Below are 11889 nucleotides of genomic sequence, written 5' to 3'. Positions count from 1 at the left end.
CTGCGGGCGGAGGGGCGCAGCGGGGAGGCGCACGCCGTGCTGTGCGAGACGGCCGTGTGGCCCGCCGGGCGGCTGCCGGTGCTGGCGGCCGAGCTGGAGCGCGCGGGGCTCGGCGCCGACGTGGCCACGCTGCTGTGGGAGATGGCCTGTCTGCCGCCCGAGCCGCTCGCCGCCGCCGCGGAGGCGCTGATCGCGGCGGGCCGCGAGTCCGACGGGGAGCGGCTGCTGCGGCAGAGCGTCGCGCGGCCCGTCGCCGAGGTGGCGCAGACGGCGCTCGCGCTGCTGGAGAGCGCTGCGCACCCGGAGGTGGCGCTGCTGCTGACGGCGTTCATACGGGCCCGTACGCCCGCCGAGGTGGCCGAGGCGGCGGCCGAGGACCCGGGCGCGCTGGTGCCGCCGCTGCTGGACGCGGCGAGCGCGGTGTCGCCGGGCAGCCAGCACGATCTCGCCCACGCCCTCCGCGTGGCGGGCATACACGGCGCCACCTGATCCCTGCCGGGCCCGACATCACACGAAAAGTGATGGTTTTCGTTGAGTAACGGCGGCGGTATTGCCAGAGTGGTGAGTGCGCTTCTACGTTCTTCACCACAGCGAGATTCTACGTGCGTAGACACAGGTTGACGACGGGGGCAGGCCCCCGGAGCCCTGCTGTGAAGGAGCTGATCATGGCCAACGTCGTACGTGCCGCGCTCGTCCAGTGCACCTGGACCGGCGACACCGAATCAATGATCGCGAAGCATGAGGAGCACGCCCGGCAGGCCGCCGCCCAGGGGGCCAAGGTGATCGGCTTCCAGGAGGTGTTCAACGCCCCGTACTTCTGCCAGGTGCAGGAGCCGGAGCACTACCGGTGGGCGGAGCCGGTCCCGGACGGGCCGACGGTGCGGCGGATGCGGGAACTGGCCCGGGAGACCGGAATGGTCATGGTGGTCCCGGTGTACGAGGTCGAGCAGTCCGGCTTCTACTACAACACCGCGGCCGTGATCGACGCCGACGGCAGCTACCTCGGCAAGTACCGCAAGCACCACATCCCCCAGCTCAAGGGGTTCTGGGAGAAGTACTACTTCAAGCCGGGCAACCTGGGCTGGCCGGTGTTCGACACCGCCGTCGGCAAGGTCGGCGTCTACATCTGCTACGACCGCCACTTCCCGGAGGGCTGGCGCGCCCTGGGGCTGGCCGGCGCGCAGCTCGTCTACAACCCGTCGGCCACCTCCCGCGGGCTGTCGTCGCACCTGTGGCAGTTGGAGCAGCCCGCGTCGGCGGTCGCGAACGCGTACTACATCGCGGCGATCAACCGCGTCGGCACCGAGAGTTACGGCGACAACGACTTCTACGGCACCAGCTACTTCGTGGACCCGCGCGGCCAGTTCGTCGGGGACGTGGCCAGCGACAGGAAGGAGGAGCTGGTCGTCCGCGACCTCGACTTCGGCCTCATCGACGAGGTGCGGCAGCAATGGGCCTTCTACCGGGACCGCCGCCCCGACGCCTACGACGAGCTGGTGAAGCCATGACCGGCGAGCCCACGACCGGCGACCAGCTGTACGCACGCCACCGGGCCGTCCTCCCGGACTGGCTGGCGCTGTACTACCAGCGCCCCATCGAGATCACCCACGGCGAGGGGCGCCACGTCTGGGACGCGGACGGCAACCGCTACCTCGACTTCTTCGGCGGCATCCTCACCACCATGACCGCCCACGCGCTGCCCGAGGTCACCAAGGCCATCACCGAGCAGGCGGGCCGGATCCTGCACAGCTCCACGCTGTACCTCGACCGCCCGATGGTCGACCTCGCCGAGCGCGTCGCGCACCTGTCCGGCATCCCCGACGCCCGGGTCTTCTTCACCACCTCCGGCACCGAGGCCAACGACACGGCGCTGCTGCTGGCCACCACGTACCGCCGCTCCAACCAGATCCTGGCGATGCGCAACAGCTACCACGGCAGGTCGTTCTCGACGGTCGGCATCACGGGCAACCGCTCGTGGTCGCCGACCAGCATCTCCCCGCTCCAGACGCTGTACGTGCACGGTGGGGTGCGGGGCCGGGGGCCGTTCGCCGGGCTGTCGGACGCCGCGTTCATCGACGCGTGCGTGGCCGACCTCGAGGACATCCTCGGCCAGGCGCACGGCAACGTCGCCGCGCTGATCGCCGAACCCGTCCAGGGCGTGGGCGGCTTCACCTCCCCGCCCGACGGGCTGTTCGCCGCCTTCCGGGAGGTGCTGGACCGGCACGGCATCCTGTGGATCACCGACGAGGTGCAGACCGGCTGGGGCCGCACCGGCGACCACTTCTGGGGCTGGCAGGCCCATGACGCCGCGGGCCCGCCGGACCTCCTCACCTTCGCCAAGGGCATCGGCAACGGCATGTCGATCGGCGGGGTCGTGGCGCGCGCGGAGGTCATGAACTGCCTGAGCGCCAACTCCATCTCCACCTTCGGCGGCAGCCCGGTCACCATGGCCGCCGGTCTCGCCAACCTCAACCACCTCGTCGAGCACGACCTCCAGGGCAACGCCCGCCGCGTCGGCGGACTGCTCATCGAGCGGCTGCGCGCGGCCTGCGCCGGGCTCGACGGCGTACGCGAAGTCCGCGGCCGCGGGCTGATGATCGGCGTCGAGCTGGTCGAGCCGGGCACCGGCGACCCGGCACCCGAGGCCGCCTCGGCCGTCCTGGAGGCCGCCCGCGAGGGCGGGCTGCTCATCGGCAAGGGCGGCGGCCACAACAGCAGTGTCCTGCGCATCGCCCCGCCGCTGAGCCTCACCGTGGCGGAGGCGGAGGAGGGCGCTGACATCCTCGAAGCCGCCCTGCACACCGCCGCCCTGAACACCACCCAGTCGGGAAGGAGTGTGGGCTGATGCCTCGTACCGTGATCCGCGGCGGGCTCGTCATCACCGCCGCCGAGGAGACCCACGCCGACGTCCTGGTCGAGGACGAGCGGGTGGTGGCGCTGGCCGCGTCCGACAGCGACGTCGCGCGCGGCTGGACCGCCGACCGTACGATCGACGCGACCGGCAAGTACGTCATCCCGGGCGGTGTCGATCCGCACACCCACATGGAGATGCCGTTCGGCGGGACGTTCGCCGCCGACACCTTCGAGACCGGCACCCGGGCCGCGGCCTGGGGCGGCACGACCACCATCGTGGACTTCGCCATCCAGACCAAGGGGCACGCCCTGCGGGAGGGCCTGGACGCCTGGCATCTGAAGTCGGGCGGCAACTGCGCGATCGACTACGGCTTCCACATGATCCTGTCCGATGTCGACGAGGGCTCCCTGAAGGAGATGGACCTCCTCGTGGACGAGGGCGTGACCTCGTTCAAGCTCTTCATGGCCTACCCGGGCGTGTTCTACAGCGACGACGGGCAGATCCTGCGCGCCATGCAGCGCGGCGCCGCCAACGGCGGGCTCATCATGATGCACGCCGAGAACGGCATCGCCATCGACGTCCTGGTCGAACAGGCCCTCGCCGAGGGCAGGACCGACCCCCGCTACCACGGCGAGGTCCGCAAGGCGCTGCTGGAGTCCGAGGCCACCCACCGCGCCATCCAGCTGGCGCGGGTGGCCGGGGCGCCGCTGTACGTCGTCCACGTGTCGGCGGAAGAGGCCGTCGCGGAGCTGACGCAGGCGCGCGACAAGGGGCTGCCGGTCTTCGGCGAGACCTGTCCGCAGTATCTGTTCCTGTCCACCGACAATCTCGCCGAACCGGACTTCGAGGGCGCCAAGTACGTCTGCTCGACACCGCTGCGGCCGCGGGAACACCAGGCGGCGCTGTGGCGGGGGCTGCGGACCAACGACCTCCAGGTCGTCTCCACCGACCACTGCCCGTTCTGCTTCACCGGCCAGAAGGAGATGGGCCGCGGCGACTTCTCCAAGATCCCCAACGGGATGCCGGGCGTGGAGAACCGCATGGACCTGCTCCACCAGGGCGTCGTGGACGGCCACATCACACGCCGCCGCTGGATCGAGATCGCCTGCGCCACCCCGGCCCGGATGTTCGGCCTTTACCCCAAGAAGGGCACCATCGCGCCGGGTTCGGACGCCGACATCGTCATCTACGACCCGGCCGCCCAGCAGACCATCTCCGCCGAGACCCACCACATGAACGTCGATTACTCGGCCTACGAGGGCAAGCAGATCACCGGGCAGGTCGAGACCGTGCTCTCGCGCGGCCTCCCGGTCATCGACGGGCGCGCCTACACCGGGCGCGCCGGGCACGGCCGGTATGTCCGCCGCTCGACCTGTCAGTACCTCACCTAGGAGGCCAGGCCATGGACTTCGGACTCGTACTCCAGACCGATCCGCCCGCGTCGGACGTCGTCGACCTGATGCGCCGCGCCGAGCGCAACGGCTTCGGCTACGGCTGGACCTTCGACTCCGCCGTGCTCTGGCAGGAGCCGTTCGTCATCTACAGCCGCATCCTGGAACACACCGAGCGGCTCACCGTCGGCCCCATGGTCACCAACCCCGGCACCCGCACCTGGGAGGTGACGGCCTCCACCTTCGCCACCCTCAACGACATGTACGGCAACCGCACCGTGTGCGGCATCGGCCGCGGCGACTCCGCCCTGCGGGTCGCGGGCCGCACGCCGAACACCCTCGCCCGGGTGAGCGACGCCATCGACGCCATCCGCGACTTGGCGGAGGGGCGGGAGGCCGTGGTGGACGGCACCCGGATGCGCATCCCCTGGATCAAGGACGGCGGCCGTCTGCCGGTCTGGATGGCGGCGTACGGGCCGAAGGCCCTCGCCCTCGCCGGACAGAAGGCGGACGGCTTCATCCTCCAGCTCGCCGACCCGTTCCTGACGGAGTGGATGGTCCACGCGGTCCGCACCGCCGCGGCCGAGGCGGGCCGCGATCCGGACGCGATCACCATCTGCGTCGCGGCGCCCGCGTACATCGGGGACGACCTGGCCCACGCCCGGGAGCAATGCCGCTGGTTCGGCGGCATGGTCGGCAACCACGTCGCGGACCTGGTCTCCCGCTACGGCGAGCACTCCGGCGCCATCCCCGAATCCCTGACCGCGTACATCGCCCAGCGCCAGGGCTACGACTACAGCCACCACGGCCGGGCCGGAAACCCGGACACGGCCTTCGTCCCGGACGAGATCGTCGACCGCTTCTGCCTGCTGGGCCCGGCGGAGGCCCATGTGGAAAAGCTGCGCGCGCTACGGGGGCTGGGCGTGGACCAGTTCGCGGTGTATGCGATGCACGACGCGAAGGAGAGGACGATCGACGCGTACGGCGCGGAGGTCATCCCGGCCCTGAACGGATAGCATCAGTCATCGGATCTCTTCGCGGCGCGCTTCTTGATTATTGAGGCAGCTACTCCCATCATCTCGGCCATGAAGAGACGTCAGATACTCACAGTGCTCGGAGGTCTCGGCTTAGCCGGGCCTCTCGCCGCGATCACTCCCTCCGGCCGGGCGGCCGCCGCCGACCTGCCGGAGGGAGTGTTCTTCCAGAACCGGGGCAGCGTGGAGGGCTGGGACTACAGCTACGCCCAGAAACAGGGGTCGATCACCACCGTCGACAGCCCCGCCTACAAGGGTGCGCACGCACTCGCGGCGACCCAGACCTACATCAACGAGACCGGGGGATACCACTCCGAAGTCCTCCGCCGAGGAGCGCAGAGCGTCGGCGAGGACCGCTACTACGGACAGGCCATCTACCTGGGCTCCGACTGGCGGTTCCACGACCAGAACGTCACCTTCCAGCAGTTCTCCCCCGAGGATCCGGAAGGCCCTTGGCTGCTGATGTTCGTCATGGGCAACAAGATCCAGTACGGCGGCCGCGCGGTTTCCGGCACCGTCGGCTCCATCGCCGACCTGCGCGGAACCTGGATCCGGCTCGTCGTACGCCTCAAGCTCGCCGACAGCGGCCAGGGCGCCTTCGAGGTCTGGCTGAACGGCAAGAAGACGGTCAGCTCAACGGGCATCACCCTGCTGCCGTCCACTTCCCGGACCATCCGCTGGTCCAGCGGCATCTACTGCACGGCCTGGCGCGACGGCACGCCCGCCGGACCCTCGACCCTGACGGTCCTCCACGACCAGCACCGCATCGCCTCGTCGTACGCCCTGGCCGAACCGGCCAACTGGACGTGACCCGTGGTTCGCAGCGCAATCGCGATCTTCGAGCGAAGTGGCACGGCGGCGGCAGGGGCGGGATCGCTGTGGCTGGGTGGCCGGCTGACCGGGATCGACTCCGTGGCGCACGCGGCCGAGGGAGCCGAGGAGGCCGTGGACGGCGCCCGGCGGATCCTCGTCAGCCAGGCCACCAACGCCTCCGCCGCCCTGTCGCCGGAGTCCAGGTCGCGGGCGACCGTCTCCTCACCGAAGTACGCCGAGGCGGCGGGGTCTCGTTGCCGATGGACCACATGATGACCGCGGGGGAGTTACGGGCCGCGCCATCGGCGCTGGCTATGGTGACGAATACGAGGTCGGCGGCTCGCGGAGCACCCCGAGCGCCAGGAGGTCCGTATGACGGTCGCCGTGCTGCGGGACGGGGAGATGGCCCACTACCAGGGCAAGATCGCCCAGTGGGACATCAGACAGCCGGCATGGGCGTAGACCCCGCACACGATCAATTGATCGCGGCCGGACTTTTCGATCAGATCACGGAGTTCGGGACATGACCGAGCCGCTCATCGCCTCCGGTATGGCCTTCACCCCGACCTTCGGCCTCTCCGGCGCGGGACTGCCCGCCACCCGGGCGGCGCTGTACCGGTACGCCGAGTGGGCCGTCGGCGACCAGCGACTGACGTCGCTGCTGACCGAGGCGGAGTACGAGGAGTTCAGCTGCCTTCGTGGCACGCCACGGCGCGACGGTGCGCAGACTGCCGGAGGGCGGTGCGCAGGTCGGGGTCGGCACCGACAGCCCGCTGGTTCCCCCCGGCATCTACTACCACCTCAATCTCCAGGCCATGGTGCGCTATGGCGCCAGCCCGCTCCAGGCGCTGCGCGCCGCCACCCTCACGGGCGCCCGGACGCTGGGCCTGAGTGCCCACCTCGGCACCGTCGAGCCCGGCAAACTCGCCGACTTGGTCCTGGTGGAGGGCGATCCACTGCGGGACATCACGGCCGCTGCCGCGGTGCGGCAGGTGGTGGTCGGAGGCGTGGTGCACTCGGTGGACGATCTCGTCGCGGACCGGCCGGTGTCACGGACCACCACGACCGCCGCCCCCACCGCGGCCGCCTCCGCGCGCCCGGCGGCGGCCGCGGCTCCGGACGTGCCGCAGGAACCCGCCCGGGAGCGCTACTGGTGGCACCGGGAGGAGCACACCCACACCTCGTGTTGCTGACGCGCGCCCAACTCGATGCCGAGTGCAGTGCCATTCGCCGCCCCAGCGGTGAACGGCACTGTCGGGAGGCACGGTGCCGGCGGCGGGAAGTGTCCAGTAGCGCGTTCCACGTCGGCAGATATCCGAAGTCGTCGGCGAGTTCGCCGAGTGGAACAACTTCCTCCGACCGGAGAGGATTGGCCCGGCACCGCTCACCGGAATGCGGGCGGTGAACCATGCGGTAACGAAATCTCTCGGAATTGGTGGGGCGGGAGCTCTTCGTTCCCGCCCCCGCAATGCTAGCTCGCGCTCGGAGGGGTCTGAGCGGCCTTCTTGGCGGGGCGGCCGCGCTTCTTGGCGGTGGGCTCCTCCGCGGGCCTGGATACCACCGCGAAGGGCTGGAGTGCCTCCTGAAGGGCCTTCAGCGAATCCGGCCCCAGGTCCACGACCCGGCGCTCCGTCTTCAAGGTCTGCCGTACGGCGATGGTGTTGCTGCCGTCCTCGTTCTGCTCCCCGGTTTCGTATTCCTCGTCGGCCCAGACGGGAACCACGATCTCCACCGACTGAACGTCCGCGGTGACATCGGGTTCGATGTCGCAGTGAATTACGGTGCGCCCGTAGATTCGCGTCTCGACCGTCTGTCCATTGACGACGACCGGTGTGACGGTTTCCTGAACTCCTTCCTTGTCCTTCTCGGTTTCCGGAACCTGAACAAAGCGAACTGCCACTGCTTCCCCTTTTCTTGGTGCTGACTCAAATTCTAGCGGGGCAGCCGCTGTTGGCGCCAATCCGGAAATGCGGAAAGCCCCTTCTGGTCGGAAGGGGCTTTTCGGCGCGGGTGGCGGGAAATGCGTGCTCAGTGCGGCGGTTTGTGCCAGACGATGCTGTAGCGGAACAGGACGTGACGGCGGTACCGGGCGCCGGGCAGCACCTCGGCGGCCAGCGCCCGCATCTGCCGGTACGTCACCGGCGGCGGCCACACGATGGGGGACGGGTGCTGCCACTGGCCCTTCACCGCGCGGTGGGCGGTGCCGACGACGACCCCGGCGACGACGTGCGGCAGGTCGCGCGGGGTGTCGCGGGCGAGGCCGACGACGGCGAGGACGCCGCCCGGGCGCAGCAGGTCGCGCATGCGGGCCAGCCCGGTGGCGGCGTCCATGTGGTGCAGGGTGGCCACCGACGCGATGACGTCGAACGAGGCCGGTGCGAAGGGATGGGTGAGGAAGTCCCCGAGCACATAGTCGATGTCGCCGGGGTGGGCACGGGCCTGGTCGATGCTCGGCCCGTGGAGGTCGATGCCGGTGACGTGCGGCACGGTCCGCCTCAGTTCACGGGCGAGCATGCCCTCGCCGCAGCCGACGTCGAGGGCGTGCCGGGCGCCGTCGGGGACCGCGCGGAGGATGCGGGTGTGGTAATGGATGTTGTGGTTCCATCGCCTGCCGTTCTTCGCTGTCATGCGGTCATTCTGCGGGGACGTGGCCGCGGGTCACCGTGCGCCGCGTATCAGCCGGATGGCGAACGCGCCCGCGACGCAGAAGACCGCCGCGGCGACGTACAGGGCGCTGTAGTTGCCGTCGCTTCCGATGGCGAGGAAGAGCGGGGCGAGGACGGGGGAGATGGTCTGGGGGATCGTGGTGGACAGGTTGAACACGCCCATGCCCTTGGCGGCCTCGGTGTCCTTGTTGGGCAGGACCGAGGCCACGAGGGCGTAGTCGACGCCCATGTACATGCCCTGGCCGAGACCGGAGATCCCCACGCCCACGAGGAACATCTCGGTCGACTGGGCCGTGGCCACCACCACCATGGCGCAGGCGAAGACGACGGACGCCGCGGCGACGAAGACCTTGCGGCGCCGTATGCGGTCGGAGAGCCACCCGGCGGTGAAGCTGCTGAGGGTGGTGGTGGCGGCCAGGATCAGCATCGACCAGAACAGCACGGGGCTGGCGTCCTCGGCGGTGTAGCCGAGCCGGTCCATCAGGAAGTACGCCTTGTAGGTGGTCAGGAAGCTCAGGCCGGTCCAGGTCAGGAACCGTCCGCACCAGGCCCAGGCGAAGTCGGGGTGGCGCACCGGGTTGATCCACATGCTCCGGGGGATGTCGGCCCAGCGGAGCCGGGGGAGTTCGGCCCGGGAGCGGGGGACTTCCTTGAGGTAGCGGACGAAGATCCCGACCATGACCAGACCGAGCAGCCCCGGCGCGACGAACATCCACAGGTTCCCCGTCCCGGTGAACTGGACGAGGAACGTGCCGCTGACGATGCCGATCTGGGTGGTCATGCCCATCAGGCCGGAGACCCGCCCCCGGTACCGGTCCGTCACCCGCTCGGGGAGGAGCGCGGTCGAGGCGGCGAGGGCCGCGTTGAACAGCATCTGGGCCAGACACCAGCCGAGGCCCAGCACGAACAGGTTGGGCGCCGTGCCCATCACCAGCAGCGCCCCGAAGCCCAGGACCATGCCGCCGAGGATGTACGGCCTGCGCTGGCCCCAGCGGGACGTGGACAGGTCGCTGAGCCTGCCGAAGACGGGGTTGGCCACCAGCGCGCAGAAGGCGCCGGCGCCCGCGATGGTCGACAGGCTCCCGGCCTTGCCCTCCGGGTCGAGGTCGGCGACGCGGAGGGACAGGGTGACCGATGCGGGGGTGCACAGGGCGATCCACAGGCCGATGTAGGCGAGGATGAACAGGGTGATGAACACCCCGTTCACTTCCTGGCCGGTGGCCTTCGCGATCCGTTCCGGTCCGTGCGGCGGCACGGGGGTTCCGGGGCTTGCGGGACTTTCTGAGGCGTGGGGGGTGGCGGCGCCGGGCTTCCGGGCAGACAGCATCGTCCGCTCCTTTGCGGATGAGGTCCCGTGGGGGGAGAGGGGGAGGGGGCGGGCTAGCGGGTCAGGGGCCCGGCGTCGATGCCGAGGAGGGGCGCCGGGCGCTTCACCGTGCTGGTGATCNGGGGGCGGGCTAGCGGGTCAGGGGCCCGGCGTCGATGCCGAGGAGGGGCGCCGGGCGCTTCACCGTGCTGGTGATCTCGACGGCGCCGTCCTCCGGTGCGATGCGCTCCAGCCGCTCCAGGACCTCCAGCACGTGGAACGCGAAGTCGGCGGAGGCCCGGTGGAGGTCTCCGCCGAGGTGGCGTACGAGGTCCAGCACCCCGGGCCCGCGGATGGCGCGGGCGCCCGCGGGGGTGAGCGGGTCCATCACGGCGGGGAGTTCGGCCCACTCCTCGTCACCGCGCCGCTTCACCAGGACGGGATCGTCGAAGCGGTTGGGGTTGGGCACCTGAAGGGTGCCCTCGGTGCCGTAGATCTCCAGGTGGGGGAGGGCGGTGTCCCAGACGTCGAAGCTGTACATGGCCGTGGCCAGGGCGCCGGAGGCGAACTGGAGGATCGCCGTCGCGTGGGTGTCGACGGTGACGCCGACGCGCTCGACGCGGCGTTCGGGGGCCGTCACGGTCAGCTCGTCGGCGGCGCGGGTGGTCGCCCCGACCACCCGGCTGACCGGTCCGAGCAGATTGACCAGCGCGGCGATGTGGTACGGGCCCCAGTCCAGGACCGGGCCGCCGCCCTCGGTGAACAGGAACGTCGGGTCCGGGTGCCAGGTCTCGGCGCGCGAGGAGCGGACGAAGGAGGACGCGGCGAACGGACGCCCGATCAGCCCGGCGTCGACGGCGGCGCGGGCCGTCTGTCCCGAGGGGCCGAGGAAGGTGTCGGGCGCGCCGCCGAGCAGCTTGCCGGTCTCCCGGGCGGTCTCGATGTTCCGCCGGGCTTCCTCGGCGGTGGCGGCGAGCGGCTTCTCGACGTACACGTGCTTTCCGGCGCGCAGGGCCGCGTCGGTCAGCGCCGCATGGGCCCTGGGCGGGGTGATGTTGACGACGACCTGCACCTCGGGGTCGGCGAGCAGCTCCTCGGTCGTGCCCCACGCCGGGATGTTCCACTCCTCGGCGGCGGCGCGGGCGCGCTCGCCGTCGAGGTCGGCGACGCGCACGATGGGCAGTTGGGGGATGGTCGACAGGCCGAGCGCGTAGGCGTTGAAGATCGAGCCGGTACCGATGACGCCGACGGGCACGCGCCGCGTGGTTTCGTCCATGGTTCTCTCCCGGTCTTTCACAGGGCGCTGTCCACCTGCGGCGGCGATGGGCCGGGCGCGGCAGAACGGCACCTGGAGGCAACGGAGTTGGACGAAACCGCTGTCGGTGAAACGGTGCACCATGCAAGCACCGGCTCTCGGCGGGGTCAAGGGTTCTGTCAGGCCGAATGCGCTCGGTCAGGCCGAATGCGCCAGCAGATCGCCGATGCCCTCGGGGGAGAGGACGTGTTCCACGCCGACGACCGTCCCGCCGACGACACCGGCGGACATCCCCAGCACACTCTGGGTCAGCGACAGCCGGCGGGTGGCCAGGGGCAGCGCCCGCCGGTAGACGACGCCGCGGATCCGGGCCAGCAGGTCGTCGCTGGCGGCGGCGATCGCCCCGCCGATGACGATCCGCGCCGGGTTGTAGACGTGCACGAGCAGCGCCACCACCTCGCCGATCGTCACCGCGGCCTCGCGGACGACGCGCACGGCCCCGGGGTGGCCGTCGCGGACGAGCCGGGCCAGGTCGGCGGCGCCGCGCGGCCCGTCCTGCCCGGCGAGGCC

General features: G+C 70.7%; 14 protein-coding genes. 8 read left to right on the top strand and 6 right to left on the bottom strand.

Translation table 11 applies throughout. The annotated features are described in order from the left end of the window. The 7 genes from EEJ42_RS16305 to EEJ42_RS16275 all read left to right on the top strand — a co-directional run. A partial coding sequence (locus EEJ42_RS16305) for a hypothetical protein (protein ID WP_246096787.1) occupies positions 1-489 on the top strand: 489 nt, incomplete at its 5' end. Between the two features lie 176 nt (positions 490-665). Then, entirely contained in the window at positions 666-1508 is an 843-nt protein-coding gene (locus EEJ42_RS16300) for a nitrilase-related carbon-nitrogen hydrolase (RefSeq protein ID WP_123100657.1), read from the top strand. Further along, a complete protein-coding gene (locus EEJ42_RS16295; RefSeq protein ID WP_123100655.1) occupies positions 1505-2845 on the top strand; it encodes an aspartate aminotransferase family protein in 1341 nt (446 codons plus the stop codon). The genes EEJ42_RS16300 and EEJ42_RS16295 overlap by 4 nt, the downstream gene beginning before the upstream one ends. Then, on the top strand, positions 2845-4245 hold the full coding sequence (gene hydA / locus EEJ42_RS16290; protein WP_184503114.1) for a dihydropyrimidinase: 1401 nt from the start codon (positions 2845-2847) through the stop codon (positions 4243-4245). Before EEJ42_RS16295 ends, hydA begins: the two co-directional genes overlap by 1 nt. 11 nt (positions 4246-4256) lie before the next feature. Further along, on the top strand, positions 4257-5261 hold the full coding sequence (locus tag EEJ42_RS16285) for a TIGR03842 family LLM class F420-dependent oxidoreductase (RefSeq protein ID WP_123100653.1): 1005 nt from the start codon (positions 4257-4259) through the stop codon (positions 5259-5261). Between the two features lie 69 nt (positions 5262-5330). Continuing rightward, positions 5331-6089: a polysaccharide lyase family 20 protein gene (locus EEJ42_RS16280; protein WP_123100652.1), complete on the top strand. Its 759-nt coding sequence runs from the start codon at positions 5331-5333 to the stop codon at positions 6087-6089. 3 nt (positions 6090-6092) lie between these two features. Continuing rightward, positions 6093-6365 (top strand): hypothetical protein, encoded by a 273-nt coding sequence (locus tag EEJ42_RS16275; RefSeq protein WP_123100651.1) that lies wholly within the window; start codon positions 6093-6095, stop codon positions 6363-6365. 234 nt (positions 6366-6599) lie between these two features. Here the strand turns inward: EEJ42_RS16275 and EEJ42_RS52845 are convergent, their stop codons facing one another. Beyond that, on the bottom strand, positions 6600-6797 hold the full coding sequence (locus tag EEJ42_RS52845; RefSeq protein WP_246096786.1) for a hypothetical protein: 198 nt from the start codon (positions 6795-6797) through the stop codon (positions 6600-6602). Between EEJ42_RS52845 and EEJ42_RS16265 the strand changes: the two genes are divergently transcribed. Continuing rightward, entirely contained in the window at positions 6791-7285 is a 495-nt protein-coding gene (locus EEJ42_RS16265) for an amidohydrolase family protein (protein WP_246096784.1), read from the top strand. The two genes, EEJ42_RS52845 and EEJ42_RS16265, sit on opposite strands and share 7 nt — an antisense overlap. A 278-nt stretch (positions 7286-7563) precedes the next feature. Here EEJ42_RS16265 and EEJ42_RS16260 read toward each other — a convergent pair whose 3' ends face one another. From EEJ42_RS16260 to EEJ42_RS16240, 5 genes are all read right to left on the bottom strand, one after another. Further along, positions 7564-7992: a hypothetical protein gene (locus EEJ42_RS16260; RefSeq protein ID WP_123100650.1), complete on the bottom strand. Its 429-nt coding sequence runs from the start codon at positions 7990-7992 to the stop codon at positions 7564-7566. Between the two features lie 128 nt (positions 7993-8120). Beyond that, on the bottom strand, positions 8121-8720 hold the full coding sequence (locus tag EEJ42_RS16255; protein ID WP_123100649.1) for a class I SAM-dependent methyltransferase: 600 nt from the start codon (positions 8718-8720) through the stop codon (positions 8121-8123). 30 nt (positions 8721-8750) lie between these two features. Next, positions 8751-10085 (bottom strand): MFS transporter, encoded by a 1335-nt coding sequence (locus EEJ42_RS16250; RefSeq protein WP_123100648.1) that lies wholly within the window; start codon positions 10083-10085, stop codon positions 8751-8753. 130 nt (positions 10086-10215) lie between these two features. Then, positions 10216-11340 (bottom strand): Gfo/Idh/MocA family protein, encoded by a 1125-nt coding sequence (locus tag EEJ42_RS16245; RefSeq protein WP_123100647.1) that lies wholly within the window; start codon positions 11338-11340, stop codon positions 10216-10218. A 177-nt stretch (positions 11341-11517) separates the two neighbouring features. Continuing rightward, on the bottom strand, positions 11518-11889 hold a 372-nt coding region (locus EEJ42_RS16240; RefSeq protein ID WP_148081973.1), incomplete at its 5' end, for an ROK family protein.

Source organism: Streptomyces botrytidirepellens (genome assembly GCF_003721215.1).
Lineage (GTDB): Bacteria > Actinomycetota > Actinomycetes > Streptomycetales > Streptomycetaceae > Streptomyces > Streptomyces himastatinicus.
This window is presented reverse-complemented; position numbering and strand designations above follow the sequence as displayed.

What these genes read in the sequence shown, in the direction of transcription:
- EEJ42_RS16300 (WP_123100657.1), top strand. Translation starts at nt 666, where the DNA reads ATGGCCAACGTCGTACGTGCCGCGCTCGTCCAGTGCACCTGGACCGGC.
- EEJ42_RS16295 (WP_123100655.1), top strand. Translation starts at nt 1,505, where the DNA reads ATGACCGGCGAGCCCACGACCGGCGACCAGCTGTACGCACGCCACCGG.
- hydA (WP_184503114.1), top strand. Translation starts at nt 2,845, where the DNA reads ATGCCTCGTACCGTGATCCGCGGCGGGCTCGTCATCACCGCCGCCGAG.
- EEJ42_RS16285 (WP_123100653.1), top strand. Translation starts at nt 4,257, where the DNA reads ATGGACTTCGGACTCGTACTCCAGACCGATCCGCCCGCGTCGGACGTC.
- EEJ42_RS16280 (WP_123100652.1), top strand. Translation starts at nt 5,331, where the DNA reads ATGAAGAGACGTCAGATACTCACAGTGCTCGGAGGTCTCGGCTTAGCC.
- EEJ42_RS16255 (WP_123100649.1), bottom strand. Translation starts at nt 8,720, where the DNA reads ATGACAGCGAAGAACGGCAGGCGATGGAACCACAACATCCATTACCAC.
- EEJ42_RS16250 (WP_123100648.1), bottom strand. Translation starts at nt 10,085, where the DNA reads ATGCTGTCTGCCCGGAAGCCCGGCGCCGCCACCCCCCACGCCTCAGAA.
- EEJ42_RS16245 (WP_123100647.1), bottom strand. Translation starts at nt 11,340, where the DNA reads ATGGACGAAACCACGCGGCGCGTGCCCGTCGGCGTCATCGGTACCGGC.